Annotated in this window: 26 protein-coding genes; 18 read left to right on the top strand and 8 right to left on the bottom strand. The window is 51.4% G+C overall.

Annotated elements, in window-relative coordinates; translation table 11 throughout:
- Positions 1 to 128 precede the first annotated feature (128 nt).
- Positions 129 to 848, top strand: a complete 720-nt coding sequence (gene ompR, locus A1SC_RS07875; protein WP_001157751.1) for an osmolarity response regulator transcription factor OmpR — start codon at positions 129 to 131, stop codon at positions 846 to 848.
- Positions 845 to 2,197, top strand: a complete 1,353-nt coding sequence (gene envZ / locus A1SC_RS07880) for a two-component system sensor histidine kinase EnvZ (RefSeq protein WP_001253702.1) — start codon at positions 845 to 847, stop codon at positions 2,195 to 2,197. The genes ompR and envZ overlap by 4 nt, the downstream gene beginning before the upstream one ends.
- A gap of 90 nt (positions 2,198 to 2,287) precedes the next feature.
- Here envZ and A1SC_RS07885 read toward each other — a convergent pair whose 3' ends face one another.
- Entirely contained in the window at positions 2,288 to 2,680 is a 393-nt protein-coding gene (locus tag A1SC_RS07885; protein ID WP_016249283.1) for a hypothetical protein, read from the bottom strand.
- 74 nt (positions 2,681 to 2,754) lie between these two features.
- Entirely contained in the window at positions 2,755 to 4,377 is a 1,623-nt protein-coding gene (gene pckA / locus A1SC_RS07890; RefSeq protein ID WP_001517232.1) for a phosphoenolpyruvate carboxykinase (ATP), read from the bottom strand.
- A gap of 377 nt (positions 4,378 to 4,754) precedes the next feature.
- On the opposite strand from pckA, the gene A1SC_RS07895 reads away from it, so the two are divergent.
- Positions 4,755 to 6,479, top strand: a complete 1,725-nt coding sequence (locus tag A1SC_RS07895; protein ID WP_016262613.1) for a DUF4153 domain-containing protein — start codon at positions 4,755 to 4,757, stop codon at positions 6,477 to 6,479.
- Between the two features lie 149 nt (positions 6,480 to 6,628).
- On the opposite strand, the gene hslO is transcribed toward A1SC_RS07895, so the two are convergent.
- The 4 genes from hslO to igaA all read right to left on the bottom strand — a co-directional run bounded on the left by hslO (position 6,629) and on the right by igaA (position 10,811).
- Positions 6,629 to 7,507 (bottom strand): Hsp33 family molecular chaperone HslO, encoded by an 879-nt coding sequence (hslO, locus tag A1SC_RS07900; RefSeq protein ID WP_001517230.1) that lies wholly within the window; start codon positions 7,505 to 7,507, stop codon positions 6,629 to 6,631.
- Between the two features lie 24 nt (positions 7,508 to 7,531).
- Positions 7,532 to 7,933 carry a ribosome-associated heat shock protein Hsp15 gene (gene hslR / locus A1SC_RS07905; protein ID WP_000660493.1) on the bottom strand — a complete coding sequence of 134 codons (402 nt, stop codon included), beginning with the start codon at positions 7,931 to 7,933 and terminating at the stop codon, positions 7,532 to 7,534.
- A gap of 10 nt (positions 7,934 to 7,943) precedes the next feature.
- Positions 7,944 to 8,612: a GMP/IMP nucleotidase gene (yrfG, locus tag A1SC_RS07910; RefSeq protein WP_000547898.1), complete on the bottom strand. Its 669-nt coding sequence runs from the start codon at positions 8,610 to 8,612 to the stop codon at positions 7,944 to 7,946.
- Positions 8,613 to 8,675: 63 nt separating this feature from the next.
- The gene (igaA, locus tag A1SC_RS07915; RefSeq protein ID WP_016262612.1) at positions 8,676 to 10,811 is read right to left on the bottom strand and encodes an intracellular growth attenuator protein IgaA; all 2,136 of its coding nucleotides are present in this window, start codon (positions 10,809 to 10,811) and stop codon (positions 8,676 to 8,678) included.
- A 321-nt stretch (positions 10,812 to 11,132) separates the two neighbouring features.
- Between igaA and nudE the strand changes: the two genes are divergently transcribed.
- The gene (gene nudE / locus A1SC_RS07920) at positions 11,133 to 11,693 is read left to right on the top strand and encodes an ADP compounds hydrolase NudE (RefSeq protein WP_000045743.1); all 561 of its coding nucleotides are present in this window, start codon (positions 11,133 to 11,135) and stop codon (positions 11,691 to 11,693) included.
- Positions 11,694 to 11,702: 9 nt separating this feature from the next.
- Here nudE and A1SC_RS07925 read toward each other — a convergent pair whose 3' ends face one another.
- Both A1SC_RS07925 and mrcA read right to left on the bottom strand, forming a co-directional pair.
- A complete protein-coding gene (locus tag A1SC_RS07925; protein WP_016262611.1) occupies positions 11,703 to 12,353 on the bottom strand; it encodes a hypothetical protein in 651 nt (216 codons plus the stop codon).
- Between the two features lie 53 nt (positions 12,354 to 12,406).
- The gene (gene mrcA, locus A1SC_RS07930) at positions 12,407 to 14,959 is read right to left on the bottom strand and encodes a peptidoglycan glycosyltransferase/peptidoglycan DD-transpeptidase MrcA (protein WP_016262610.1); all 2,553 of its coding nucleotides are present in this window, start codon (positions 14,957 to 14,959) and stop codon (positions 12,407 to 12,409) included.
- A gap of 119 nt (positions 14,960 to 15,078) precedes the next feature.
- Between mrcA and hofM the strand changes: the two genes are divergently transcribed.
- From hofM to A1SC_RS08000, 14 genes are all read left to right on the top strand, one after another.
- Positions 15,079 to 15,858: a DNA utilization protein HofM gene (gene hofM / locus A1SC_RS07935; protein ID WP_000874538.1), complete on the top strand. Its 780-nt coding sequence runs from the start codon at positions 15,079 to 15,081 to the stop codon at positions 15,856 to 15,858.
- On the top strand, positions 15,858 to 16,397 hold the full coding sequence (locus tag A1SC_RS07940; RefSeq protein WP_001517224.1) for a PilN domain-containing protein: 540 nt from the start codon (positions 15,858 to 15,860) through the stop codon (positions 16,395 to 16,397). Before hofM ends, A1SC_RS07940 begins: the two co-directional genes overlap by 1 nt.
- Positions 16,381 to 16,821: a HofO family protein gene (locus A1SC_RS07945; RefSeq protein ID WP_001517223.1), complete on the top strand. Its 441-nt coding sequence runs from the start codon at positions 16,381 to 16,383 to the stop codon at positions 16,819 to 16,821. The genes A1SC_RS07940 and A1SC_RS07945 overlap by 17 nt, the downstream gene beginning before the upstream one ends.
- Complete coding sequence (locus A1SC_RS07950; protein ID WP_016249278.1) at positions 16,811 to 17,218, top strand: HofP DNA utilization family protein; 408 nt, start codon at positions 16,811 to 16,813, stop codon at positions 17,216 to 17,218. Before A1SC_RS07945 ends, A1SC_RS07950 begins: the two co-directional genes overlap by 11 nt.
- Positions 17,127 to 18,368: a DNA uptake porin HofQ gene (gene hofQ, locus A1SC_RS07955; RefSeq protein WP_000815959.1), complete on the top strand. Its 1,242-nt coding sequence runs from the start codon at positions 17,127 to 17,129 to the stop codon at positions 18,366 to 18,368. The genes A1SC_RS07950 and hofQ overlap by 92 nt, the downstream gene beginning before the upstream one ends.
- 400 nt (positions 18,369 to 18,768) lie before the next feature.
- Complete coding sequence (gene aroK / locus A1SC_RS07960; RefSeq protein WP_000818619.1) at positions 18,769 to 19,290, top strand: shikimate kinase AroK; 522 nt, start codon at positions 18,769 to 18,771, stop codon at positions 19,288 to 19,290.
- A gap of 56 nt (positions 19,291 to 19,346) precedes the next feature.
- The gene (gene aroB, locus A1SC_RS07965; protein WP_016262608.1) at positions 19,347 to 20,435 is read left to right on the top strand and encodes a 3-dehydroquinate synthase; all 1,089 of its coding nucleotides are present in this window, start codon (positions 19,347 to 19,349) and stop codon (positions 20,433 to 20,435) included.
- Between the two features lie 91 nt (positions 20,436 to 20,526).
- Positions 20,527 to 21,825 (top strand): cell division protein DamX, encoded by a 1,299-nt coding sequence (damX, locus tag A1SC_RS07970; protein ID WP_016249277.1) that lies wholly within the window; start codon positions 20,527 to 20,529, stop codon positions 21,823 to 21,825.
- 106 nt (positions 21,826 to 21,931) lie between these two features.
- Positions 21,932 to 22,768 (top strand): adenine-specific DNA-methyltransferase, encoded by an 837-nt coding sequence (dam, locus tag A1SC_RS07975; RefSeq protein WP_000742158.1) that lies wholly within the window; start codon positions 21,932 to 21,934, stop codon positions 22,766 to 22,768.
- 17 nt (positions 22,769 to 22,785) lie between these two features.
- Entirely contained in the window at positions 22,786 to 23,463 is a 678-nt protein-coding gene (gene rpe, locus A1SC_RS07980) for a ribulose-phosphate 3-epimerase (RefSeq protein ID WP_000816280.1), read from the top strand.
- Positions 23,456 to 24,214 (top strand): phosphoglycolate phosphatase, encoded by a 759-nt coding sequence (gene gph / locus A1SC_RS07985; RefSeq protein ID WP_001517219.1) that lies wholly within the window; start codon positions 23,456 to 23,458, stop codon positions 24,212 to 24,214. The genes rpe and gph overlap by 8 nt, the downstream gene beginning before the upstream one ends.
- Positions 24,207 to 25,211, top strand: a complete 1,005-nt coding sequence (trpS, locus tag A1SC_RS07990; RefSeq protein WP_000165548.1) for a tryptophan--tRNA ligase — start codon at positions 24,207 to 24,209, stop codon at positions 25,209 to 25,211. The genes gph and trpS overlap by 8 nt, the downstream gene beginning before the upstream one ends.
- Positions 25,212 to 25,493: 282 nt before the next feature.
- Complete coding sequence (gene yhfZ / locus A1SC_RS07995; RefSeq protein WP_001254804.1) at positions 25,494 to 26,399, top strand: GntR family transcriptional regulator YhfZ; 906 nt, start codon at positions 25,494 to 25,496, stop codon at positions 26,397 to 26,399.
- A 16-nt stretch (positions 26,400 to 26,415) separates the two neighbouring features.
- Positions 26,416 to 26,778: a hypothetical protein gene (locus A1SC_RS08000; RefSeq protein ID WP_000450044.1), complete on the top strand. Its 363-nt coding sequence runs from the start codon at positions 26,416 to 26,418 to the stop codon at positions 26,776 to 26,778.
- Positions 26,779 to 26,816 lie beyond the last annotated feature (38 nt).

Genomic DNA, 26,816 nt, shown 5'->3' with positions numbered 1-26,816 from the left:
AAACTGCTGTTTAATATGCTTTGTAACAATTTAGGCTGAAATTTATACCAGATTTAGCTGGTGACGAACGTAAGCTTTTTTAAGAATACACGCTTACAAATTGTTGCGAACCTTTGGGAGTATAAACAATGCAAGAGAACTACAAGATTCTGGTGGTCGATGACGACATGCGCCTGCGCGCGCTGCTGGAGCGTTATCTCACCGAACAAGGCTTCCAGGTTCGAAGCGTCGCTAATGCAGAACAGATGGATCGCCTGCTCACCCGTGAATCTTTCCATCTTATGGTACTGGATTTGATGTTACCTGGTGAAGATGGCTTGTCGATTTGCCGACGTCTTCGTAGCCAGAGTAACCCGATGCCGATCATTATGGTGACGGCGAAAGGGGAAGAAGTTGACCGTATCGTTGGCCTGGAGATTGGCGCTGACGATTACATTCCGAAACCGTTTAACCCACGTGAACTGCTGGCTCGTATTCGTGCGGTACTGCGTCGTCAGGCGAACGAGTTGCCGGGCGCGCCGTCGCAGGAAGAAGCGGTAATTGCTTTCGGTAAGTTCAAACTTAACCTCGGTACGCGCGAAATGTTCCGTGAAGATGAGCCGATGCCGCTCACCAGCGGTGAATTTGCGGTACTGAAGGCGCTGGTCAGTCATCCGCGTGAGCCGCTCTCCCGCGATAAATTGATGAACCTTGCCCGTGGACGTGAATATTCCGCAATGGAACGCTCCATCGACGTGCAGATCTCGCGTCTGCGCCGCATGGTGGAAGAAGATCCGGCGCACCCACGTTACATTCAGACCGTCTGGGGTCTGGGCTACGTCTTCGTGCCGGACGGTTCTAAAGCATGAGGCGATTGCGCTTCTCGCCACGAAGTTCATTTGCCCGCACGTTATTGCTCATCGTCACCTTGCTGTTCGTCAGCCTGGTGACGACTTACCTGGTGGTACTGAACTTCGCGATTTTGCCGAGCCTTCAGCAGTTTAATAAAGTCCTCGCATACGAAGTACGTATGTTGATGACCGACAAACTGCAACTGGAGGACGGCACGCAGTTGGTTGTGCCTCCCGCTTTTCGTCGGGAGATCTACCGTGAGCTGGGGATCTCTCTCTATTCCAACGAAGCTGCCGAAGAGGCCGGGCTGCGTTGGGCGCAACACTATGAATTCTTAAGCCATCAGATGGCGCAGCAACTGGGCGGTCCGACGGAAGTTCGCGTCGAGGTCAACAAAAGCTCGCCTGTCGTCTGGCTGAAAACCTGGCTGTCGCCCAATATCTGGGTGCGTGTGCCGCTGACCGAAATTCATCAGGGTGATTTCTCCCCGCTGTTCCGCTATACGCTGGCGATAATGCTGTTGGCGATAGGCGGCGCGTGGCTGTTTATTCGTATTCAGAACCGACCGTTAGTCGATCTCGAACATGCGGCTTTGCAGGTGGGTAAGGGGATTATTCCTCCGCCGCTGCGTGAATATGGTGCTTCGGAGGTGCGTTCGGTTACCCGTGCCTTCAACCATATGGCGGCTGGCGTCAAGCAACTGGCGGATGACCGCACGTTGTTGATGGCAGGGGTGAGTCATGACCTGCGCACGCCGCTGACGCGTATTCGCCTGGCAACGGAGATGATGAGTGAGCAGGATGGCTACCTGGCGGAATCGATCAACAAGGATATCGAAGAGTGCAATGCCATCATTGAGCAATTTATCGACTATCTACGCACCGGGCAGGAGATGCCGATGGAGTTGGCCGATCTTAATGCCGTGCTTGGTGAGGTGATTGCTGCGGAAAGTGGCTATGAGCGGGAAATTGAAACCGCGCTTGAGCCGGGCAGCATTGAAGTAAAAATGCATCCGCTCTCCATCAAACGCGCAGTGGCAAATATGGTGGTGAACGCCGCCCGTTACGGCAATGGCTGGATTAAAGTCAGTAGCGGTACGGAGCCGAATCGCGCCTGGTTCCAGGTGGAAGATGATGGTCCTGGTATTGAACCAGAGCAGCGTAAGCACTTATTCCAGCCGTTTGTTCGCGGCGACAGCGCGCGCACCATTAGCGGAACGGGGTTAGGGCTGGCAATTGTGCAGCGTATCATCGATAACCATAACGGGATGCTGGAGCTCGGCACCAGCGAGCGAGGCGGGCTTTCCATTCGCGCCTGGTTGCCTGTACCGGTCACGCGAGCGCAGGGCACGACAAAAGAAGGGTAAAAAAATGGGAGGCGATGAGCCTCCCGTTTTTTTCGCTTCTAATACATTATGCTCACAACACGAGAATATAGACTCATCGTGTTGATAAGATTATTCAACTTCCATATTGCTACTTACATTGCAAAAACCAACTTGATGAAGGTGAGCTATTTCACGAACTTTTTTCAATGCGTCATCTGCTACAGACCAGCTAAATGCCATATAGATAATATTTTTTCCAATTGAATAGTCGGTCAAATAAACATCTAATCCTGACTCATCCAGCTTATCGAACTGTTCGTCATCGGGGGCATCCGGCCCATTTAAATTAGGGAAGGTTTGAATCAGAGTTGAGTAAAAATTTCTAAGGGCGGGGCTGCTTATTTCTGAATTATTGTAGTCGTGTTGTTCACTCCACGAAGTTTGCTTCTCATACCATTCCATAAAAACAGCCGGATCTTGTGGGGCTGCACTACGTTCAAACACCATTAAATCGTAGCTCATTGATGCTTCCTTTCTACTATAAAAAATCCCCCGTATCTTGCGAAACGGGGGCTTTTGTCTCTTAACTTAACTGATTACAGCTTCGGGCCAGCAGCGACCAGCGCGGCACCCGCAGGGGTGTCGGTGTATTTATCGAAGTTGTCGATAAACAGTTTCGCCAGCGTTTCAGCTTTTTCCTGCCACTGTTCCGGGGAAGCGTAGGTGTTACGCGGATCGAGGATCTTCGTGTCTACGCCCGGCAGCTCGGTTGGGATCGCCAGGTTAAACATAGGCAGGGTGAAGGTTTCTGCGTTATCCAGCGAACCGTTCAGGATGGCATCGATAATGGCGCGGGTATCTTTAATGGAGATACGTTTGCCAGTGCCGTTCCAGCCGGTGTTAACGAGATATGCCTGCGCACCCGCCGCCTGCATACGTTTCACCAGCACTTCTGCGTACTGAGTCGGGTGCAGCGACAGGAATGCCGCGCCGAAACAGGCAGAGAAGGTTGGCGTCGGTTCGGTGATGCCACGCTCAGTACCGGCCAGTTTGGCGGTGAAGCCTGAGAGGAAGTGGTACTGGGTTTGATCGGCAGTCAGGCGAGAAACCGGCGGCAGTACGCCAAAAGCATCTGCGGTCAGGAAGATCACTTTAGTCGCGTGGCCCGCTTTGGAGACTGGCTTAACGATGTTTTCGATATGATAGATCGGATAAGAAACGCGGGTATTCTCGGTTTTTGAACCATCATCAAAGTCGATAGTGCCATCTTCACGCACGGTGACGTTTTCCAGCAGCGCATCGCGACGGATGGCGTTGTAGATTTCGGGTTCTGCTTCTTTCGACAGCTTGATGGTTTTCGCGTAGCAGCCGCCTTCGAAGTTAAATACGCCGTCATCATCCCAGCCGTGCTCGTCATCGCCAATCAGGCGACGTTTCGGGTCGGTGGAAAGGGTGGTTTTACCGGTGCCGGAAAGGCCGAAGAACACCGCAACATCGCCTTTCTCGCCAACGTTGGCGGAGCAGTGCATGGAGGCAATGCCTTTCAGCGGCAGCAGGTAGTTCATCATTGAGAACATCCCTTTCTTCATTTCGCCGCCGTACCAGGTGCCACCAATCAACTGCATGCGCTCAGTCAGGTTAAACGCAACGAAGTTTTCAGAGTTCAGACCCTGTTCTTTCCACTGCGGGTTGGTGCACTTCGCGCCGTTCATGACGATAAAGTCTGGTTTGAAATCTTCCAGCTCTTCATCACTCGGGCGAATAAACATGTTCTTGACGAAATGCGCCTGCCAGGCCACTTCGGTGATGAAACGCACGGAAAGGCGAGTGTCCGGGTTAGCGCCACAGAAAGCGTCAACGACAAACAGGCGTTTGCCGGAAAGCTGTTTGGTCACCAGGCCTTTCAGATGCTGCCAGGTTTCCGGAGAGAGAGGTTTGTTGTCGTTCTTACCTTTGCCTTTGTCGGCCCACCAGAAGGTATCGCGGGTAGTATCGTCACGGACGATATACTTATCTTTTGGTGAGCGGCCGGTGAAGATCCCGGTATCGACGGCAACAGCACCCAGGTTAGTTAACACCCCGCGCTCATAACCGGTCAGGTTTGGATCAAGCTCTTCCTGATACAACAGATCATAGCTTGGGTTGTAAACGATATCATGTACGTCACTGATACCATAAGCCTCGAGTTCTTGCGGGGTCAAACCATTGTTAACGCGCATTTCACTGCTCCTTAGCCAATATGTATTGCCTGAATAGTAAAGTCTTTTTGGGGGTGTTAACCGCGACAAGGCTCATAGATTTACGTATCTGGAGAAATTCATATTTGACAAAAAACTCCGTGATTCCTGTCACGAAACGGTTGCTATTATCGCAGAAATAGCATTCCCGGTGTGGAAAATGTTCTTAAAAGGTTAAAAATTGGTTTATATGGCAGGGATATTGTGAGCGTAATCGCATTCATTTATGAAACTGATGAAAATTCAATAGATAAAGTATCGATTCACCACGCTAACTTTTTTTGATTATTTTCTGAAAAAAGCAAATTAGTCCTGCCTGGATGCGATAATTAACTCTCCTTTCGAATCTGGATACCAACATGGACAACGTTGAACTTTCACCCGTAACACGCTGGGGAATGGTTGCTACCGGATTACTCCAGGGGCTGGTTTGCTACTTGCTGATAACCTGGCTTGCCGGAAAAAATAACAGTTGGATTGTCTATGGTGTGCCTGCGACCCTGGCGCTTTTATCTGTTTTACTCTTCACCGTGGTGTCCTTCAAACAGAAGCGACTTTGGGGATGGTTGGCGATAGTGTTGATTGCCACTCTCGGGATGAGCGGCTGGCTGAAGTGGCAAATTGATGGCATGAGTCCCTGGAGAGCGGAAAAGGCGCTTTGGGATTTTGGTTGTTATCTGCTGTTGATGGGAGTGATGTTGCTGCCGTGGGTACAACAGAGCCTGCGTGTGCACAATGACATTACCCGCTATAGCTATTTTTACCAGTCGGTATGGCATAACGTACTTGTATTATTAGTGATTTTTATCACCAATGGCCTGACGTGGCTGGTGCTTTTACTGTGGAGTGAGTTATTTAAACTTGTTGGCATCACGTTTTTCAAAACGCTCTTTTTTTCAACCGACTGGTTTATTTATCTTACGCTGGGGCTGGTTACTGCGCTGGCGGTGATCCTGGCGCGGACACAGTCACGTTTAATTGACTCAATTCAAAAGTTGTTCACGTTAATTGCCACGGGTTTACTGCCGTTGGTGTCATTGCTGACGCTGCTGTTTATTATCACCCTGTCGTTTGCGGGCCTGAATGCGATTTCTCGCCATATCTCTGCCGCCGGGTTGCTTTTGACGCTGGCCTTTTTGCAACTGCTTTTAATGGCCGTTGTCCGCGATCCGCAAAAAGCATCAATTCCCTGGGCTGGCCCGTTGCGTTACCTGATTAAAACCGCTCTGCTGGTTACGCCGCTGTATGTGCTGATCGCCGCCTGGGCGTTATGGTTGCGGGTTGCTCAGTACGGCTGGACTGCCGAACGCTTGCATGGTGCGCTGGCTGTGGTGGTGTTACTGGTTTGGTCGCTGGGATATTTTGTCAGTATTGTCTGGCGTAAAGGGCAAAATCCCCTTGTTCTTCAGGGTAAAGTTAATCTTGCGGTTTCGTTGCTGGTGCTGGTGATACTGGTATTGCTTAATTCTCCAGTGCTGGACAGTATGCGCATTAGCGTGAACAGTCATATGGCGCGTTATCAGAGCGGCAAAAATACGCCAGACCAGGTGAGTATCTACATGCTCGAGCAGAGCGGTCGCTATGGACGTGCGGCGCTCGAGTCGCTGAAAAGCGATGTCGAGTATATGAAAGACCCGAAACGCAGACGGAGTCTGCTTATGGCGTTTGATGGAGTCCAGCATCTTCAGCAGCGGATATCGGAAAAAGCATTAGCCGATAATGTATTAATTGCCCCAGGTTCTGGCAAACCGGATGCGACATTCTGGTCGGCAGTGATGAAAAATCTCTATAACGCGATGATATGTATTGAAAAAGACGCCTGTGTACTGGTTGAGCAAGATCTGAATAGTGATGGCAGGGCAGAGGGGATTCTTTTCGCTTTTAATAGTGAAAGATATATTGTTTATGGCTTTGATCCTGACAAGAAAGAATGGCAAGAGCTTACGATGAGTTTACTTCCGCGCGAAATAACGAAAGAAAAATTACTCACTGCTGCGAAGGAGGGAAAACTGGGGACGAAGCCTAAAGCGTGGCGCGATCTTACGGTGGATGGTGAAACGCTGGATTTGAATCTGAATGAGTGACAATGCGCATCTGATTTTTGCCGGATTCGGTGCGAACGCCTTATCTGACCTACAATAACTTGCGATTTATACCGTAGGCCTGATAAGCGCAGCACATCAGGCTATTAAGACAAAAAATCCGGCAGAGTTGTCTCTGCCGGATTTACTAATTAATGAACCTGCGGGTCTGCCGGAGATGCGTTGTTGCGGATCCCGGCAATATCCATCGCATTGAACACATAGTGGTTACCACAGTAATCACAATGCATGTCAATTTCGCCTTCTTCCGCCAGGATGCTATCTACTTCTTCATCCGGCAGCGTTTTCAGCGCGTCGGCGCAACGTTCACGCGAGCAGGTGCATTTGAACTCAACATCCTGCGGATCGTAAACCGTCACTTCTTCTTCGTGATACAAACGCCACAAAACCTCGTTTGCCGGTAAGGTCAGCAGTTCTTCGGTTTTGATGGTTTCGGTCAGTGTCGCCAGGTGATTGAAGTCATCCTGCTGGGCATTTTGCGCAGGCATCACCTGCAACAGCATGCCGCCAGCGGCAGGCTTACCATCTACTTCGCCGGTGCGAATAAACAGGCGCGTCGGCAACTGTTCAGAACGCATAAAGTAATCTTCCAGGCAAGCTGCCAGGGTATCACCTTCCAGACCAACGACGCCCTGATAGCGTTCGCCTTCGCTCGGCGTAATGGTAATTACCACATAACCGTTACCGACCAGCGTTTTCAGATCGGCATTTTCTGGAATTTCGCCCTGCACGCGTGCGACGCCGCGCATCTGCTGTTTGTTGTTTCCGTTGATGACCGCCAGATTCATCGGGCCGTCGCCTTGTAGTTGCACGGTGATATCACCATCAAACTTCAGTGTAGCGGTCAGCAGGCTGGTTGCGACCAGCAGTTCTGCCAGCACGTTTTTCACCGGCTGCGGATAATCGTGATTCTCAAGGATCTGTTGCAGGGTTTCCGAAACGGTTACCAGTTCGCCGCGCACGGCAAAGTTTTCAAACAGATAGCGATGTAATTGGTCATGTTGCGGCATAATCATCTCTCTTGCAGGTGACAGTTATTCACTGTCGCCGTGTTTAAATCGTAACAGGTCGCGGCGCTCTTTTTTGTCCGGGCGTCGGTCCGGGTGCGGCATGGTTAAGGCATTAAGTTTACGTGCCAGCGCCATTTTTTCGCGTTTCTCTACACTTTCCGCAGTCTCTTCATACAGCAAGACCGCCTCGCTGGCGGGGCGACGCTGCTCAGTAATCGCCTTCACAATTACTGTTCGCTCGTCATTTCCCTGGCGCAGTGTGAGCGTGGCATTCAGTTCGACGACTTTACTCGGCTTGCTGCGCTGCCCGTTGTAATGCACCTTACCGCCTTCAATCATTTCGCGGGCCAGCGCGCGGGTTTTATAAAAACGGGCGGCCCATAGCCATTTATCCAGTCGAACCTCAACAGCAGGTTTTTCTTTCATGGCGTCTCCTTCACATTAGCGAGGGGATCAGGCGGCGGTAGTCATTCAGTGACGGATGGCGCTCATACTGTTTTTCAGCAATCCCTGAGTCGGGATTAGTAACGCCGAGGCAGTAACGAATACCAAATTGCGCGGCAGCGTCGAGAATCGCTTCGCTGTCATCAATAAACAGCGTTCTTTCAGCTTTCAGACCCGTAGCTTCGGCCACCGCATGCCATAACCGCTGATCCTCTTTCGGATAACCAAATGTGTGGGTGGAAAGTAATAAATCAAGGTGTGCGTCCAGACCGGTATGCTCGAGTTTTACCGCCAGATTGTGCGGATGAGCGTTAGTGAGCAAAATTCGCCGCTTGCCGCTGGCTTTCAGAGCTTCAAGAAACGGAATGGTATCTTCACGCAGCACGGCGCGTGGCCCCATTTCGGTGGTCATCGCGCAAATATCCAGGCCCAGTTGCTCACTCCAGTAATCAAGACAGTACCAGTTTAGCGTATGCTGCACGTCGTGATATTGCTGGCGCATATATTCCATCGCTTCTTGTGGCGTGACACCGTTCTGCGCGCCCCAGGTTTCGGGCACCAGCTTTTGCCAGAAATAGTTATCGAAAGCGAGGTCGAGCAGTGTGCCGTCCATATCCAGCAGAACGGTGTCTACGTCCTGCCAGGCAATGTTGATATGCATGGGGGAATCTCCAGAGTGAAGCAATTTGCGCGACAGGGTAGCATAACCTGCCGCGCAAACGTGTTATTCGATGAGGCTTTCTGAAGATGTCAGCAGTTTCGAATTCAGGCAGTTTTCGTAGTATTCCTGAATTTTTAGCATACGGGTACGGTGACGCTGGCATCGCCGCCAGGCCTGCACGCCATTATAGATGGCGCTGCCCAGCATCGTTAGCAACAGCAATGTCGTGCCCAGATAGCGCCACAGTCCGGAGCGATCCGGGATGGGGTGCAGGCCGATATGCTGCGTGCCGTTGGCGTCGGTGAAAATTTTGGTGACGATCCCCTCGGCGTTAAAAGGCGTATGCATCAACATTTGTGCCAGCTTCTGGAAGGCGTTCCACTGCTCTTGTGGCGGATAATCATAAAGCGAAACCGCAGGCCACGGTTGATCGACTAAATCACTGCCTTCGTCGCTGACAATCAGGAATCCTCCCGGTGCCGGGCTATTCAGTGATTGCGCCGCTCGCGCCGTTTCATGAGTGATGAATGGTGCTGTAGAGGTTTCCACCAGGTTATCGAGTGATTCTGCACTCACCGGGCGGAGTAACACATTGACACCGTCGAGTTTTCCGGCGTTGGCGCGTTTTACCAGTGCGTCCCAGTCCTTACTGTTGCCGAGATTTACCAGCGCATTTTTCAACCGTACACAATCATCTTTGGCAGCACAGAGATCAGCCGTCTTCAGCACAATGTCGCCAAAGTCATCAAGCAGTACCATGCCGGATTTCTGAATTGCTGAACGCAATGAGGCGCTGACGCGAGATTCATCATCCGGTTTCGGGTGCAACTGGCGGTTTACTGCCTCGGTCAGTGCCGTGGCCTTGTTGACCAGTTCAGACTCTGGTAATGGCAATGAACGGGCGTCATTCCAGATGATCTGCGAGCAGTCAAATGGCAAAAACGGTGAATTAGTTTTCGCGCTCCAGGTGCCGGAAGTGCGGATATTACACATCCCTGTACCGCTAAGACGTAAGGTATCGCCTACACGTACTCCGGCATCTGCCAGTTGTTTAACGCTGGTGGCCTCAATGGTCTGCGCGCCTTTCATCCAGGAGAGGGTGAATTTCAGCGGCATATCCAGCGGGATCCAGAACAGCAGCATAAACAGCACCAGCAGCGATCCGGCAGCGATAACCGTACTGCGTAGCCAGTGTTGTAGCGGGAAGTTTTTCACTTCGTCATGCAGCGAAAGATAGCGTCCCTGGCGTACCACATGCCGATCAAGGTAGATATCGATATCCGTTTGCTGCCCCAGATCCTGGGCAATATAAGGCTGCCAGTGCGCGGGATAGACCAGGTCGATAATACCGAGCGAGATATTGTTGATTTGTTCCTGATCGTTTTCGCCAAATAATCCCCAACGACGCGGCGTACCACGCAGACAGTGGATCTCCCGCAGGGATGATTTTGCCGGCGGTGCAAATAGCCCCCACAGGCCTGCTCCCAGGAGCAGTAATGCGCCACCAGCCAGCCACGGAACAAAGACATCCGGGGTAATCAGGCAGAAAAAGAACATCAGGAAGGAGGCGACAATCAGTAACGCTTCACGTAGCCCACGCGGGCGACTAAGCGCATACTCTTCGTGCGTTTCTTTGCGAATATTGAGTAATTCAATTTGTTCGCTTTCTTCTCCGCGAATAGACGCCTGCGTTGACGGGACTGGCTGTAACGCATAGCCGCGAGTTTCCTGCATGTACTCTTGCAGCGTATGACCGTTGAGTGAAATAACCAGCGGCAGCGAATCGGTATGGATCAGTTCAACGGTATTTTCATCGTTGATGTACTGCTCCCAGAACGGGGGCAGGTGGACTTCCACCGAATCGAGATAGTAACGCCATTTGTTTGGATCGTCGGTAGAAATGCCATAACGCGTGATGGCGTGCGTCAACATCATGACGTTGTTGCTTTCGGCGTTCAGGGTCAGAGAAACAGGAGCCGTGCTGGCACCCGTTGGGCCGGGAACCTGCAAAACCTGCGTCAGACTGTCGAGATAATTTTCAACAGCGCTACGTTCTTCCGGAGTGAGTTTGCGCGTTTGCGCATCAGCGAAGGCGTTAGCCCAGGGCAATTGTCGCCGCCTGGTGCGGGTTTTTATCAGCCATCCCGCAAGTAGTGAGCAGGCCAGCAAAGCAGCTAAAAAAATCACAATGGTGCTCATGCTTTCCCCATCTTACTTAATTTGTCAGGTGTGGTTAGTCGCATCCTGGACACAATATAGGATTCTGCGGTTGGCTATCGGCAAGCGTGGAGTTGAACTTGAGCATCATTAAGCGCATCCCAGTAACCGCTGATCATAGCAAACCCTCTGAGGGCGGAATATCAGCAAATTCCTGGACTTATTTCAACCTATTGACTTTTTATTTGATTTGAGAATGATTATTTATTAGGTTACGTAAATGTAAATAACATGCAATTCACATTGCCGAAAGCGTGTCCGATATCGCACAATAACTGCTGATTTCACAGCATAGATTCCACGATGAGCAAATCATTACAAAAACCCACCATTCTGAATGTTGAAACTGTAGCCCGTTCCCGATTGTTTACCGTCGAAAGCGTGGATCTGGAGTTCAGCAACGGCGTGCGGCGTGTTTATGAACGAATGCGTCCAACCAACCGGGAAGCCGTGATGATTGTGCCGATTGTGGACGATCACCTGATTTTGATCCGCGAATACGCAGTGGGAACTGAATCCTACGAGTTAGGATTTTCGAAAGGGTTAATTGACCCCGGTGAAAGTGTCTATGAAGCCGCTAACCGCGAGCTAAAAGAAGAAGTGGGATTTGGTGCGAACGATCTGACTTTCTTGAAGAAGCTCAGCATGGCACCGTCTTACTTTTCCAGCAAAATGAATATCGTGGTGGCGCAGGATCTCTACCCTGAATCGCTGGAAGGCGATGAGCCAGAGCCGCTGCCGCAAGTGCGCTGGCCGCTGGCGCATATGATGGATTTGCTCGAAGACCCTGATTTCAACGAAGCGCGCAATGTCAGTGCGCTGTTCCTGGTACGTGAGTGGTTGAAGGGGCAGGGGCGGTTGTAAAGCCCCTGGTTATGCAGGCTGGCGTGACTGGGCGAGTTTTTCGTGAATAAACGCCAGTGCTTCCTCTTCTTTATCACTCAGCCATATAAAACTTGACTTGTTCATAACCAATACAAATATATCTTTACAGGGGATAAGGTCATTTATCTCTGACCAGACACAAAAGCTGTGGGTGCCAGATTTTTTCCAGCATTTAACACCAGTCTCATCGATTTGAAAGTTCAATCCTTCCGTTATTGCGTTTTGATTGTAGATATCAGACTGTGCTTTTTTCTGCTTATACCTTGTCCAGTAGGTCTTTACTGAAAAAAACATACCATGTAGCCAAAATACGATAACTAATACTTTGTTTTTATTGAGGATAAACAGAAGGTCATCGGTGACGTTATTCCAGACTGATAATTCAATTTCTATATTAAATATCTCTAAAATCACGAGAGATGCAGGGAATAGCAAGAAAAACGTGACAGCAATGATGTCATAGAGAGCCGCTTTGTGTAGGCGTGGCACTTTATCGGGATGATACCTTCGTAAAACAAGGCCGTAGATGGTTAGAAAATCAGTCTGGTTAAGGCTGAATGGGGCATATTGCCGGGTGAACTGACGATTACTTTCGCTGCAATTCTCCGAAGGAGAAGGAGAGTGACTTTCCATTTTCATCGACATCTTCCATAGTAAAAGCCCGGCAACATTAACGCTGCCGGGCGTCGTTTTTAGAACAATTCCTGTGCCTCACCATTATCGATAATGGTCGTTCCCACCTCGCGCACCGCCTGCTGTGTAGGCTGCGTACCTTCGATGAAATACTCTTCGCGGCTGTTGCCACCATTAGCCAGTTGCCCAGTGCTGCGATCGATATTCACCGTCACAATACCCGGCGGCGGCGTCAGCGGTTGTTCCGGTACGCCTTCCAGAACGGCTTTCATATAAGCGTCCCATGCTGGCTGCGCGCTCTTCGCTCCACCTTCATAACCCGAGATCTGATCTTTAATCGCGCCGGAAGCCGTGGTGTGGCCGAGATTGCGGCGGTGATCGTCAAAGCCAATCCATACCGAGGTCACAACGCCTGGACCGTAACCCGAAAACCACGCATCTTTCGAGCTGTTGGTTGTCCCGGTTTTCCCGCCAATATCATGACGTTGTAAATCACGGCCTGCGCGCCAGCCGGTGCCCTGCCAACCTGGTTCACCAAAGATATTGGTGTTCAGGGCGCTCTTAATCAGGAATGCCAGCGGTGTGCTGATGACGTGCGGTGCGTACTCTGGCGCGCCAGTCTTCGCCACTAATGTCTGATTAGCCTGCTCCAGTTGCGGCATTGGAACGGAAACATTCTGCTGCGAGCGAGAGGTAGCAACATCTTCAACGTCGCTATTTTCCAGCACGTTCGATTTTTGCGTATCACCGTAAATCACCGGAATATCACATTCCGGGCAGGCTACTTTCGGTTTAGCTTCGAAAATTACGCCACCCTGGTCGTTTTCAATTTTGCTGATAAACCAGGGGTCAACCAGGAAGCCACCATTAGCCATCACTGCGTACCCACGCGCCACCTGTAGCGGCGTGAAGGAAGCAGAACCCAGCGCCAGCGATTCAGTGTGGACAATGTTTTGTGCCGGGAAGCCGAAGCGTTGCAAATACTCTGCGGCATAGTCCACGCCCATCGCACGCATCGCTCGTACCATTACCACGTTTTTCGACTGACCCAGCCCCTGGCGTAAACGGATTGGACCGGCATACTGCGGTGGTGAGTTTTTCGGCTGCCAGTCTGAACCCGCACCTGCATCCCAGCGGGAAATCGGCACATCGTTCAACATACTTGCCAGCGTCAGACCTTTATCCATTGCTGCGGTGTAGAGGAAAGGCTTGATATTCGAACCAACCTGACGCAGCGCCTGGGTGGCGCGGTTAAATTTGCTCTGGTTGAAGTCAAAGCCACCAACCAGCGCCATAACCGCGCCGTTTTGTGGATTGATAGATACCAGCGCTGAGTTCACTTCCGGCACCTGTGCCAGCCACCAGGCATCGCCCATCTGGCGAACCCAGATTTGCTGACCTGTTTGCACAACATCGCTCACTTTACGCGGCGTCGGTCCCTGCTGAGTATCTGAACGATAAGGCCGCGCCCAGCGCACTCCTTCCATTCGCAGCGTTACAGATGTTCCGTCCGCCAGCATTGCTGTCGCTTCCTGCGGGTTGGCGCGGGTGACCGCGGCAGGCAGCAGCGGACCATAGGTCGGCAGCGCCTTCAGCGTATCGGTAATCTTTTTGTCATCCCACGCTGACTCACCTGCTTTCCACAGCACATTGGCTGGGCCGCGATAGCCATGACGCATGTCGTAGTCCAGAACGTTATTACGTACAGCTTGCTGTGCGGCCTGCTGCACTTTGCGGGTAATGGTAGTGTAAATGCGATAACCGTCTTCATAAGCGCTTTCGCCGTAACGGTTATACATCTCCTGGCGTACCATTTCGGTGAGATACGGCGCTGAGAAGGCGATCTCCGGTGCGTGATAGTTGGCGTTAACCGGCTCAGTGCGTGTCTGAGCGTACTGCTGTTGAGTGATATACCCTTCGTCCAACATTCGCGACAGCACGACGTTCCGTCGCGCAACGGCACGATCCATAGAGTAGAGCGGGTTGAAGGTGGAGGGGGCTTTCGGTAGCCCGGCAATCACCGCCATTTCGTTCAGCGTCAATTGATCGACCGTTTTACCGAAATAGACTTGTGCCGCAGCACCGACACCATAGGCGCGGTAACCGAGGTAAATCTTGTTCAGATAAAGCTCGAGGATCTCGTCTTTCGTCAGCAACTGTTCAATACGAATCGCAAGGAAGACTTCCTTAATTTTACGCATCAGCGTGCGTTCTGGACTCAGGAAGAAGTTTCTCGCCAGTTGTTGGGTGATGGTGCTCGCCCCTTGTGATGCGTGGCCGGAGAACAGCGCCACGCTTGCCGCACGGAAGATCCCCACCGGGTCAACACCGTGATGCTCGTAGAAGCGGCTGTCTTCCGTCGCAATAAAGGCTTTCACCATTTCCGGCGGGATTTGATCCAACGTAACCGGAATACGACGTTTTTCACCGTATTGAGCAATTAGCTCGCCATCGGCACTGTAAATCTGCATCGGAATTTGCAGGCGTACATCTTTTAATGTCGCCACATCCGGCAGTTGTGGCTCGATGTAGCGGTAGAGGCCATAAATCGAGCCTGCTCCCAGCAGAATGCAACAGACTGCAAGGATCAATAAATACTTTACGAACTTCACTGGAAATTTCCCATTTAGTTTCATTTGGGCAGTTTATAAACAAACGCGCGGTAGTATAAAGGCAAGCCAGACGCATTGATATACCCGTCAGAGTGACGGGGGATAAGGAGATCATCACAATGGCATTTAAGATCTGGCAAATTGGTTTGCATTTACAACAGCAAGAAGCGGTGGCGGTTGCTATCGTGCGTGGCGCTAAAGAATGCTTTTTACAACGCTGGTGGCGCTTGCCGCTGGCAACAGACATTATCAAAGATGGGCGCATTATTGACGCGGAACGGCTGGCCAAAACGTTGTTACCGTGGAGTCGTGAACTGCCGCGCCGTCATCACATTATGTTGGCATTTCCTGCCAGCCGCACGTTACAGAGGGCAATACCGCGTCCGGCGATGTCCCTCGGTGAACGGGAGCAAACGGCCTGGCTGACAGGTACGATGGCCCGCGAGCTGGATATGGAACCGGACTCCCTGCGCTTTGATTACAGCGAAGATTCGCTAAGCCCTGCTTATAACGTGACCGCTGCGCAAAGCAAAGAGCTGGCGACGCTGCTTACCCTGGCAGAAAGATTGCGTGTTCACGTTAGTGCGATTACCCCAGACGCCTGCGCTTTGCAGCGATTCCTGCCTTTTTTACCCTCTCATCAGCGGTGCCTGGCCTGGCGTGATAACGAACAGTGGCTATGGGCGACGCGTTATAGCTGGGGGCGCAAACTGGCGGTAGGGATGACAAGCGCGAATGAGCTGGCGGCGGCGTTAGCTGTTGACCCCGAAAGTGTCGCGATATGTGGTGAAGGTGGGTTTGACCCCTGGGACGCGGTTTCTGTTCGTCAGCCGCCGCTACCGCCGCCTGGTGGAGACTTCGCTATTGCGCTGGGTCTGGCGCTTGGGGAGACGCGCTGATGAATCCGCCAATCAATTTTTTGCCCTGGCGACAGCAACGCCGGACAACCTTTTTTCGCTTCTGGTTGCTGATGTTCGTTGCTCCTTTGCTGTTGGCTGTTGTGATAACGCAAATGCTGCGTCTGACAAGCAACGCCGAAGCTCGCGTAGATGCTGTTTTACTTCAGGCAGAACAGCAACTTGCCCGTGGCTTACAGGTTACTAAGCCGCGTTTGCTGGAGCGCCAACAATTTCGCGAACAGCGTTTGCAACGTCAGCGCCAGCGACAATTTACCCGCGACTGGCAATCTGCACTGGAGTCACTGGCGACGCTTTTACCGGAGCACGCCTGGCTGACCACGATAAGCTGGCAGCAGGGAACGCTGGAGGTAAAGGGACTTACGGCGAACATTACCGCGTTAAATGCGCTGGAAACGTCACTTCGTCAGGATGCTACTTTTCAGCTCAACCAGCGTGGGGCCACGCAGCAGGATGCACAAGGACGCTGGCAATTTGAGTATCGGTTAACAAGGAAAGTTAGCGATGAACACGTTCTTTGACTGGTGGTATGCCACATCACCCCGTATCCGCCTGTTTGGGTGGACGCTCTGGTTGCTGGTGTTATTCACGCTCCTCTTTCTTTCATTGGCACGCCAGGAAGAGAGCGATGCATTAACCCGACTGCGAGCAACGAATCACCAGCAATCCGTCGCACTGTATCGCCTGGTAGATACCACTCTCATCAGCGAAGAAAAGACATTGCCATTTTCGCCGCTGGATTTTCAGTTGCCCGGCGCGCAACTGGTTTACTGGCACCCGTCCGCCCAGGGAGGCGAGTTGGCGTTGAAAACGCTTTGGGAAGCGGTGCCGTCTGCATTTACACGCCTGGCAGAACGCAATGTCAGCGTGAGCCGTTTTTCGTTAAGCGTGGAAGGTGATGAACTTTTGTTCACGCTACAACTGGAGACGCCACATGAGGGGTAAACGCTGGTTGTTGGCGGGTGTTGCATTATGCCTTTTAACGGGGATGCGTGACCCTTTTAAACCGTCGGAGGATATATGCCGGATTAGCGAACTCAGCCAGTGGCGTTATCAGGGAATAATAGGGCGAGGCGACCGCGTTATTGGCGTAATAAAAGATGGCCAAAAGAAATGGCGACGGGTACAGCAAAACGATGTGCTGGAGAATGGCTGGACGATTTTTCAACTGACGCCAGAAACATTAACGCTGAGAACCGGAAAAAACTGCGAACCGCCACAGTGGTTGTGGCAACGGCAAGGAGATAAAAATGAAGCAATGGATAGCCGCGCTACTGCTGATAATCATGATACCCATCGTACAGGCGGCAAAGCCGCAAAAAGTCACGCTGATGGTGGATGATGTTCCGGTAGCTCAGGTTTTACAGGCACTGGCTGAACAGGAAAAGTTAAACCTGGTGGTCTCGCCTGACGTCAACGGTACGGTGTCACTACATCTCACTGACGTTCCCTGGAAGCAGGCACTACAAACCGTAGTGAAAAGCGCCGGGCTGATAACGCGCCAGGAAGGCAACATTCTCTCGGTGCATTCTGTTGCCTGGCAGAATGACAATATCGCCCGTCAGGAGGCTGAACAGGCGCGGGCGCAGGCGAATCTTCCGCTGGAAAATCGCAATATTACTCTGCAATACGCAGATGCCGGAGAGCTGGCGAAAGCAGGGGAGAAGTTGCTTAGCGCCAAAGGCAGTATGACCGTCGATAAACGCACCAATCGCCTTTTGCTACGTGATAACAAAGCTGCGTTAACTGCGCTGGAACAGTGGGTTGCGCAAATGGATTTGCCGGTCGGGCAAGTTGAACTGTCGGCGCACATTGTCACTATTAATAAAAAAAGTTTGCGGGAATTGGGGGTGAAATGGACGCTGGCAGATGCGCAACAAGCTGGCGGCGTTGGGCAAGTGACCGCACTTGGAAGCGATCTTTCCGTGGCGACGGCGACGACGCATATCGGGTTTAACATTGGGCGCATCAACGGGCGTTTACTGGATTTGGAGCTTTCCGCACTCGAACAAAAACAGCAACTGGATATTATCGCCAGCCCGCGTCTGCTGGCCTCGCATCTCCAGCCTGCCAGCATTAAACAAGGAAGCGAGATCCCGTATCAGGTTTCCAGCGGTGAAAGCGGCGCGACGTCGGTGGAATTTAAAGAGGCCGTACTGGGAATGGAGGTCACGCCTACAGTGTTACAAAAAGGCCGCATCCGGTTGAAATTACACATCAGCCAGAACGTGCCGGGGCAAGTACTACAACAGGCCGATGGCGAAGTGCTGGCGATTGATAAACAGGAGATCGAAACGCAGGTTGAAGTCAAAAGCGGAGAAACGCTGGCACTGGGCGGCATCTTTACCCGTAAAAATAAATCGGGACAGGATAGCGTACCGCTGCTGGGCGATATCCCCTGGTTCGGGCAATTATTTCGTCATGACGGAAAAGAAGATGAACGACGTGAGTTAGTGGTGTTTATCACGCCACGGTTGGTTTCCAGTGAGTAAATCACCGCAAAAACGGCGATGTTTTTATGCTGAACATGTTTCATCTATTTGACGTGCGCAGGTATTTAGCATACAAGGAGTACCGATTTGAGAGTCGGTGTTCCTTGCTGCCTGCGTTATATGATGGTGATTTATCTTTCACGCGGCATTTTGCTGTCTTTTTTACGCTAATCTTACCCGGTGATTTATCGCCAGAGCGGTGATAGCAAGGCAGTGCACCTGCAACGACCAGATATGCAGAGGGAGGGGCGATTTATTCAGTTGCCAAACCCGCTGGAGTATTGAGATAATTTTCAGTCTGACTCTCGCAATATCTTATGAGGTTTCAGTTCATGTCCTGCGGCGCTCTCTGAGCGAAGCGGGTTTATCATTAACGAATAGTCTTAGTAGTACCGAAAAAATGGCAGAGAAACGCAATATCTTTCTGGTTGGGCCTATGGGTGCCGGAAAAAGCACTATTGGGCGCCAGTTAGCTCAACAACTCAATATGGAATTTTACGATTCCGATCAAGAGATTGAGAAACGAACCGGAGCTGATGTGGGCTGGGTTTTCGATTTAGAAGGCGAAGAAGGCTTCCGCGAACGCGAAGAAAAGGTCATCAATGAGTTGACCGAGAAGCAGGGTATTGTGCTGGCTACTGGCGGCGGCTCTGTGAAATCCCGCGAAACGCGTAACCGTCTTTCCGCACGTGGTGTTGTCGTTTATCTTGAAACGACCATCGAAAAGCAACTTGCGCGCACGCAGCGTGATAAAAAACGCCCGTTGCTGCACGTTGAAACGCCGCCGCGTGAAGTTCTGGAAGCGTTGGCTAATGAACGCAATCCGCTGTATGAAGAGATTGCCGACGTGACCATTCGTACTGATGATCAAAGCGCCAAAGTGGTCGCAAACCAGATTATTCACATGCTGGAAAGCAACTAATTCTGGCTTTATATACACTCGTCTGCGGGTACAGTAATTAAGGTGGATGTCGCGTTATGGAGAGGATAGTCGTTACTCTCGGGGAACGTAGTTACCCAATTACCATCGCATCTGGTTTGTTTAACGAACCAGCTTCATTCTTACCGCTGAAATCGGGCGAGCAGGTGATGTTGGTCACCAACGAAACCCTGGCTCCCTTGTATCTCGATAAGGTTCGCGGCGTACTTGAACAGGCGGGTGTTAACGTTGATAGCGTTATCCTTCCTGACGGCGAGCAGTATAAAAGCCTGGCAGTGCTCGACACCGTTTTTACGGCGTTGTTGCAAAAGCCGCACGGTCGCGATACGACGCTGGTAGCGCTTGGCGGCGGTGTAGTGGGCGATCTTACCGGTTTTGCAGCGGCGAGCTATCAGCGCGGTGTTCGCTTCATTCAAGTCCCGACGACACTGCTGTCGCAGGTGGACTCTTCCGTCGGCGGCAAAACCGCAGTCAACCATCCCCTCGGTAAAAATATGATTGGCGCTTTTTATCAGCCAGCATCCGTGGTGGTGGAGCTCGACTGTCTGAAAACGCTTCCCCCGCGAGAGTTAGCTTCGGGGCTGGCGGAAGTCATCAAATACGGCATTATTCTTGACGGTGAGTTTTTCAACTGGCTGGAAGATAATCTGGATGCATTGCTCGGTCTGGATGGTTCGGCAATGGCGTACTGTATTCGTCGTTGTTGCGAGCTGAAAGCAGAAGTTGTTGCTGCCGACGAGCGCGAATCCGGCTTACGTGCTTTACTGAATCTGGGACATACCTTTGGTCATGCCATTGAAGCTGAAATGGGCTATGGCAATTGGTTACACGGCGAAGCGGTTGCTGCAGGTATGGTGATGGCGGCGCGGACGTCGGAACGTCTTGGGCAGTTCAGTTCTGCCGAAACGCAGCGTATTATTACTCTGCTCACGCGGGCTGGGTTACCGGTTAATGGGCCGCGCGAAATGTCCGCGCAGGCATATTTACCGCATATGCTGCGTGACAAGAAAGTCCTTGCGGGAGAAATGCGCTTAATTCTTCCGTTGGCAATTGGTAAGAGCGAAGTTCGCGGCGGCGTATCGCACGAGCTTGTTCTTAATGCTATTGCCGATTGTCAATCAGCGTAACAACAAGAAAGGTCAGGCCGCTTATTAAGTGGTCTATTAGCTTCAGGTTAATTGCAACGTGGTAAGCATTAACCTTTTAGTGGGGTGTTAAATGGATGAATTCAAACCAGAAGACGAGCTGAAACCCGATCCCAGCGATCGTCGTACTGGTCGTTCTCGTCAATCTTCTGAGCGTTCAGAACGTACTGAACGTGGCGAACCGCAGATCAATTTTGATGATATTGAACTTGATGACACTGACGATCGCCGTCCGACTCGTGCGCAAAAAGAGCGCAATGAGGAACCGGAAATCGAAGAAGAAATTGATGATTCCGAAGATGAAGCTGTGGATGAAGAGCGCGTAGAGCGTCGTCCGCGTAAGCGTAAAAAAGCAGCCAGCAAACCGGCTTCTCGTCAGTATATGATGATGGGCGTCGGCATTCTGGTTCTGTTGTTGTTGATCATCGGTATCGGTTCTGCGCTAAAAGCCCCCTCGACCTCTTCCAGCGATCAAACTGCGTCTGGTGAGAAGAGTATTGATCTTTCTGGTAATGCGGTCGATCAGGCGAATGGTGTGCAGCCAGCGCCGGGAACCACGTCTGCGCAAAATACCCAGCAGGATGTTTCTCTGCCACCGATCTCTTCTACGCCGACTCAGGGGCAATCCCCGGCGGCAATGGATGGGCAGCAACGTGTTGAAGTGCAGGGCGATCTGAATAACGCGCTGACACAACCACAAAATCAGCAGCAGTTGAACAATGTGGCGGTCAACTCCACGCTGCCGACCGAACCTGCGACTGTAGCCCCAGTTCGCAATGGCAATGCATCGCGTGATACGGCGAAAACGCAAACTGCTGAACGTCCGACCACCACGCGTCCGGCACGTCAGCAGACGGTGATTGAACCGAAGAAACCGCAAGCAACCGTGAAAACGGAACCGAAGCCAGTAGCACAACAGCCGAAGCATACTGAACCGGCTGCGCCAGTGGTGAGCACCAGGGCACCTGCTGCGACTTCTACGCCAGTAGCAACGCCTGCGCCAAAAGCGACCGCCAGCACGGAGCCTGCACAAACGGCATCTCCGGCGCAAACCACGGCAACACCAGCCGCTGGGGCGAAGACCACAGGCAATGTCGGCTCGTTGAAATCGGCACCGTCCAGCCATTACACTCTGCAGCTAAGCAGTTCTTCTAACTACGACAACCTGAACGGTTGGGCGAAGAAAGAGAATCTGAAAAACTACGTTGTCTATGAAACGACGCGTAACGGTCAGCCGTGGTATGTCCTGGTTTCTGGCGTGTACGCTTCGAAAGAAGAAGCGAAAAAAGCGGTATCTACATTGCCAGCCGATGTTCAGGCCAAAAACCCGTGGGCGAAACCGCTGCGTCAGGTACAGGCCGATTTGAAGTAATCAAGGCTATTTCCCGCAATGGTTTACCGTTGCGGGAACTGCCTGAAGCGCTGGATGCTGTCGGAGCTTTCTCCACAGCCGGAGAAGGTGTAATTAGTTAGTCAGCATGAAGAAAAATCGCGCTTTTTTGAAGTGGGCAGGGGGCAAATATCCCCTGCTTGATGATATTAAACGACATTTGCCTAAGGGCGAATGTTTGGTTGAGCCTTTTGTGGGTGCCGGGTCGGTGTTTCTCAACACCGACTTTTCTCGTTATGTCCTTGCTGATATCAATAGCGACCTGATCAGTCTCTACAACATTGTGAAGACGCGTACCGATGAGTACGTACAGGCTGCTCACGAGCTGTTTGTTCCTGAGACAAATTGCGCTGAGGTCTACTATCAGTTCCGCGAAGAGTTCAACAAAAGTCAGGATCCCTTCCGCCGGGCGGTACTGTTTTTATATCTGAATCGCTACGGGTACAACGGTCTGTGCCGTTACAATCTGCGCGGTGAATTTAATGTGCCATTCGGCCGTTACAAAAAACCCTATTTCCCGGAAGCAGAGTTGTATCACTTTGCCGAAAAAGCGCAGAATGCCTTTTTCTATTGTGAGTCTTACGCCGACAGCATGGCGCGCGCGGATGATGCATCCGTCGTTTATTGCGATCCGCCTTATGCACCACTTTCTGCAACCGCCAACTTTACGGCGTATCACACAAATAGTTTTACTCTTGAACAACAAGCGCATCTGGCGGAGATTGCTGAAGGTCTGGTTGATCGCCAGATCCCGGTACTGATTTCCAATCATGATACTGCGCTAACGCGCGAGTGGTATCAGCGCGCAAAATTGCATGTCGTCAAAGTTCGACGCAGTATAAGCAGCAACGGCGGCACACGTAAAAAGGTGGACGAACTGCTGGCTTTGTACAAACCAGGAGTCGTTTCACCCGCGAAAAAATAATTCTCAAGGAGAAGCGGATGAAACAGTATTTGATTGCCCCCTCAATTCTGTCGGCTGATTTTGCCCGCCTGGGTGAAGATACCGCAAAAGCCCTGGCAGCCGGCGCTGATGTCGTGCATTTTGATGTCATGGATAACCACTACGTTCCCAACCTGACGATTGGACCTATGGTGCTGAAATCCTTGCGTAACTACGGCATTACCGCCCCTATTGATGTACATTTGATGGTGAAACCGGTTGATCGCATTGTGCCGGATTTCGCTGCCGCAGGTGCCAGCATCATTACCTTTCATCCTGAAGCCTCAGAGCACGTTGATCGCACGCTGCAACTGATTAAAGAAAATGGCTGTAAAGCGGGTCTGGTGTTCAACCCGGCCACGCCGTTGAGTTATCTGGACTATGTGATGGATAAGCTGGATGTGATCCTGCTGATGTCAGTTAACCCCGGTTTTGGCGGTCAGTCTTTCATTCCGCAAACGTTAGATAAACTACGCGAAGTGCGTCGCCGCATCGACGAGTCTGGTTTCGATATCCGCCTGGAAGTGGATGGCGGAGTGAAGGTTAATAACATTGGCGAAATCGCTGCGGCGGGTGCGGATATGTTCGTCGCTGGTTCGGCCATTTTCGACCAGCCAGACTACAAAAAAGTCATTGATGAAATGCGCAGTGAACTGGCAAAGGTAAGTCATGAATAAGTTTGAAGATATTCGGGGCGTTGCCTTCGATCTCGATGGCACGCTGGTTGACAGTGCTCCCGGTCTTGCTGCCGCGGTAGATATGGCGCTGTACGCGCTGGAGTTACCTGTCGCAGGCGAAGAAAGAGTTATTACCTGGATTGGTAACGGCGCAGATGTTCTGATGGAACGAGCACTGACCTGGGCGCGTCAGGAACGTGCGACCCTGCGTAAAACGATGGGTAAGCCGCCTGTTGATGACGACATCCCATTGCAAGAACAGGTGCGTATTATGCGTAAGCTGTTTGACCGCTACTATGGCGAGGTTGCTGAAGAAGGGACGTTTTTGTTTCCACACGTTGCCGATACGCTCGGTGCGTTGCAGGCCAAAGGCTTGCCGTTAGGTCTGGTCACGAACAAACCGACGCCGTTTGTTGCGCCATTGCTTGAAGCTTTAGATATCGCCAAATACTTTAGCGTGGTCATCGGTGGCGATGACGTACAAAACAAAAAGCCGCATCCGGATCCGCTGTTACTGGTGGCTGAACGTATGGGCATTGCTCCACAACAAATGCTGTTTGTTGGCGACTCTCGCAATGATATTCAGGCGGCAAAAGCGGCCGGTTGTCCTTCTGTTGGCTTAACCTATGGATATAACTACGGCGAGGCTATCGAACTTAGCCAGCCTGATGTAATTTATCAGTCTCTCAATGACCTTCTGCCCGCATTAGGGCTTCCGCAAAGCGAAAATCAGGAATCGAAAAATGACTAAGCCCATCGTTTTTAGTGGCGCACAGCCTTCAGGTGAATTGACCATTGGTAACTACATGGGTGCGCTGCGTCAGTGGGTAAACATGCAGGATGACTACCATTGCATTTACTGTATCGTTGACCAACACGCTATTACCGTGCGCCAGGATGCACAGAAGCTGCGTAAAGCGACGCTGGATACGTTGGCACTGTATCTGGCTTGTGGCATCGATCCTGAGAAAAGCACCATCTTTGTTCAGTCCCACGTACCGGAACACGCACAGTTAGGTTGGGCGCTGAACTGCTATACCTATTTCGGTGAGCTGAGCCGCATGACTCAGTTCAAAGATAAATCTGCACGTTACGCTGAGAATATCAACGCTGGTCTGTTTGACTATCCGGTGCTGATGGCAGCAGATATCCTGCTGTATCAAACCAACCTGGTGCCGGTCGGTGAGGATCAGAAACAGCACCTGGAACTGAGCCGTGATATCGCCCAGCGTTTCAACGCGCTGTATGGCGATATCTTTAAAGTGCCAGAGCCGTATATTCCGAAATCTGGCGCGCGCGTAATGTCTTTGCTGGAGCCGACCAAAAAGATGTCCAAGTCTGACGATAACCGCAATAACGTTATCGGCCTGCTGGAAGATCCGAAATCGGTAGTGAAGAAAATCAAGCGTGCGGTCACTGATTCCGACGAGCCGCCAGTAGTTCGCTACGACGTGCAGAACAAAGCGGGGGTTTCTAACCTGCTGGATATCCTTTCTGCAGTGACTGGCCAGAGCATCCCGGAGCTGGAAAAACAGTTCGAAGGCAAAATGTATGGTCATTTGAAAGGCGAAGTGGCAGAAGCGGTTTCCGGAATGTTGACTGAATTGCAGGAGCGTTATCACCGTTTCCGCAATGACGAAGCCTTCCTGCAACAGGTGATGAAAGACGGCGCAGAAAAAGCCAGCGCACACGCTTCCCGCACGCTGAAAGCGGTTTACGAAGCAATTGGTTTTGTAGCGAAGCCGTAATTCAACATTGTTGGCAAAGTGCGCTTTGTTTATGCCAGATGCGACGTGAACGCCTTATCTGGCCTATAAAATGTTGTAAATTCAACATGTTGAAGGAAAGCGTAGCGCATCATGCAGTTTTGCTTTTATCATCACTCTGAAACCGGGGAAACCCGGTTTTTTTGTCCCTTTTTCGCAGTAATCCGGAAAAATGTGAAGCATCTCGCCGTTTCCATCTCTCGTGGTTGCCACTTATCTTCATTTTAATAAATATATAAATATTCACTTTATTGAAAATTTACCATGCGCCGAACGTTTATCAAAAAAGAAGGTGTCGTCATCACGACGCTGGCCCGTTATTTGTTGGGTGAAAAATGCGGTAATCGCCTGAAAACGATTGATGAGCTGGCAACTGAATGCCGCTCGTCCGTTGGCCTGACGCAGGCCGCGCTAAAAACGCTGGAATCAAGCGGCGCGATACGCATTGAACGTCGCGGGCGTAATGGCAGTTTCCTGGCGGAGATGGATAACAAAGCGCTGTTGAGCCATGTCGATATCAACAATGTAGTCTGTGCGATGCCTCTGCCTTATACCCGTCTGTACGAAGGGTTGGCGAGCGGGTTAAAAGCCCAGTTTGATGGCATTCCTTTTTACTATGCGCATATGCGCGGCGCGGATATTCGCGTGGAGTGTTTGCTTAACGGTGTGTATGACATGGCAGTGGTTTCCCGGCTGGCGGCAGAAAGTTATCTCACACAAAAAGGTTTATGCCTCGCACTGGAGTTGGGGCCGCACACCTACGTTGGCGAGCACCAGTTGATTTGTCGCAAAGGTGAATCCGGTAATGTGCAGCGTGTTGGGCTGGATAGTCGCTCGGCGGATCAGAAAATCATGACCGATGTCTTTTTTGGTGATCGCAGTGTGGAGCGCGTCGATCTCTCCTATCACGAGAGTTTGCAGCGCATTGTCAAAGGTGATGTCGATGCGGTGATCTGGAATGTGGTGGCAGAAAGCGAACTGGCCATGCTTGGATTAGAAGCGACGCCGCTCACAGACGATCCGCGATTTTTGCAGGCCACCGAAGCCGTGATCCTGACGCGAGCTGATGATTACCCAATGCAACAATTACTGCGTGCGGTTGTTGATAAACACGCCCTGCTTGCCCATCAACAGCGGGTGGTCAGCGGGGAACAGGAACCCAGTTATTAAATAAAAGGCATCTAAAATGGAAACCAGACTCAACCTGCTTTGCGATGCAGGGGTCATAGATAAGGACATCTGTAAAGGCATGATGCAGGTTGTCAAGATTCTGGAAACAGAATGTCATCTGCCCATACGTAGCGAGCAGGGAACGATGGCGATGACGCATATGGCGAGTGCGCTGATGCGCAGCCGTCGCGGTGAACAGATACTGCCGCTGGATGACGAATTACTGACGGAACTGGCGCAATCCAGCCACTGGCCAGCGATCATGCAGTTGCATCGGGTGTTATTGCAGGGATTCGCGTTGGAAGTTAACCCGTGTGAAGAAGGATATCTGCTGGCCAACCTTTATGGATTATGGATGGCCGCTAACGAAGACCTTTGAAGCACATGGCAAATCCACGTCGTACATCTTAAATATTC

This window comes from Escherichia sp. KTE52, from assembly GCF_000408325.1.
In the GTDB taxonomy this organism is placed as follows: Bacteria; Pseudomonadota; Gammaproteobacteria; order Enterobacterales; family Enterobacteriaceae; genus Escherichia; species Escherichia marmotae.
The sequence above is the reverse complement of the archived record's forward strand: the minus strand, read 5'-3'. Positions and strand labels throughout refer to the sequence as shown.

What these genes read in the sequence shown, in the direction of transcription:
- ompR (WP_001157751.1), top strand. Translation starts at nt 129, where the DNA reads ATGCAAGAGAACTACAAGATTCTGGTGGTCGATGACGACATGCGCCTG.
- envZ (WP_001253702.1), top strand. Translation starts at nt 845, where the DNA reads ATGAGGCGATTGCGCTTCTCGCCACGAAGTTCATTTGCCCGCACGTTA.
- A1SC_RS07885 (WP_016249283.1), bottom strand. Translation starts at nt 2,680, where the DNA reads ATGAGCTACGATTTAATGGTGTTTGAACGTAGTGCAGCCCCACAAGAT.
- pckA (WP_001517232.1), bottom strand. Translation starts at nt 4,377, where the DNA reads ATGCGCGTTAACAATGGTTTGACCCCGCAAGAACTCGAGGCTTATGGT.
- A1SC_RS07895 (WP_016262613.1), top strand. Translation starts at nt 4,755, where the DNA reads ATGGACAACGTTGAACTTTCACCCGTAACACGCTGGGGAATGGTTGCT.
- hslO (WP_001517230.1), bottom strand. Translation starts at nt 7,507, where the DNA reads ATGCCGCAACATGACCAATTACATCGCTATCTGTTTGAAAACTTTGCC.
- hslR (WP_000660493.1), bottom strand. Translation starts at nt 7,933, where the DNA reads ATGAAAGAAAAACCTGCTGTTGAGGTTCGACTGGATAAATGGCTATGG.
- yrfG (WP_000547898.1), bottom strand. Translation starts at nt 8,612, where the DNA reads ATGCATATCAACATTGCCTGGCAGGACGTAGACACCGTTCTGCTGGAT.
- igaA (WP_016262612.1), bottom strand. Translation starts at nt 10,811, where the DNA reads ATGAGCACCATTGTGATTTTTTTAGCTGCTTTGCTGGCCTGCTCACTA.
- nudE (WP_000045743.1), top strand. Translation starts at nt 11,133, where the DNA reads ATGAGCAAATCATTACAAAAACCCACCATTCTGAATGTTGAAACTGTA.
- A1SC_RS07925 (WP_016262611.1), bottom strand. Translation starts at nt 12,353, where the DNA reads ATGAAAATGGAAAGTCACTCTCCTTCTCCTTCGGAGAATTGCAGCGAA.
- hofM (WP_000874538.1), top strand. Translation starts at nt 15,079, where the DNA reads ATGGCATTTAAGATCTGGCAAATTGGTTTGCATTTACAACAGCAAGAA.
- A1SC_RS07940 (WP_001517224.1), top strand. Translation starts at nt 15,858, where the DNA reads ATGAATCCGCCAATCAATTTTTTGCCCTGGCGACAGCAACGCCGGACA.
- A1SC_RS07945 (WP_001517223.1), top strand. Translation starts at nt 16,381, where the DNA reads ATGAACACGTTCTTTGACTGGTGGTATGCCACATCACCCCGTATCCGC.
- A1SC_RS07950 (WP_016249278.1), top strand. Translation starts at nt 16,811, where the DNA reads ATGAGGGGTAAACGCTGGTTGTTGGCGGGTGTTGCATTATGCCTTTTA.
- hofQ (WP_000815959.1), top strand. Translation starts at nt 17,127, where the DNA reads ATGAAGCAATGGATAGCCGCGCTACTGCTGATAATCATGATACCCATC.
- aroK (WP_000818619.1), top strand. Translation starts at nt 18,769, where the DNA reads ATGGCAGAGAAACGCAATATCTTTCTGGTTGGGCCTATGGGTGCCGGA.
- aroB (WP_016262608.1), top strand. Translation starts at nt 19,347, where the DNA reads ATGGAGAGGATAGTCGTTACTCTCGGGGAACGTAGTTACCCAATTACC.
- damX (WP_016249277.1), top strand. Translation starts at nt 20,527, where the DNA reads ATGGATGAATTCAAACCAGAAGACGAGCTGAAACCCGATCCCAGCGAT.
- dam (WP_000742158.1), top strand. Translation starts at nt 21,932, where the DNA reads ATGAAGAAAAATCGCGCTTTTTTGAAGTGGGCAGGGGGCAAATATCCC.
- rpe (WP_000816280.1), top strand. Translation starts at nt 22,786, where the DNA reads ATGAAACAGTATTTGATTGCCCCCTCAATTCTGTCGGCTGATTTTGCC.
- gph (WP_001517219.1), top strand. Translation starts at nt 23,456, where the DNA reads ATGAATAAGTTTGAAGATATTCGGGGCGTTGCCTTCGATCTCGATGGC.
- trpS (WP_000165548.1), top strand. Translation starts at nt 24,207, where the DNA reads ATGACTAAGCCCATCGTTTTTAGTGGCGCACAGCCTTCAGGTGAATTG.
- yhfZ (WP_001254804.1), top strand. Translation starts at nt 25,494, where the DNA reads ATGCGCCGAACGTTTATCAAAAAAGAAGGTGTCGTCATCACGACGCTG.
- A1SC_RS08000 (WP_000450044.1), top strand. Translation starts at nt 26,416, where the DNA reads ATGGAAACCAGACTCAACCTGCTTTGCGATGCAGGGGTCATAGATAAG.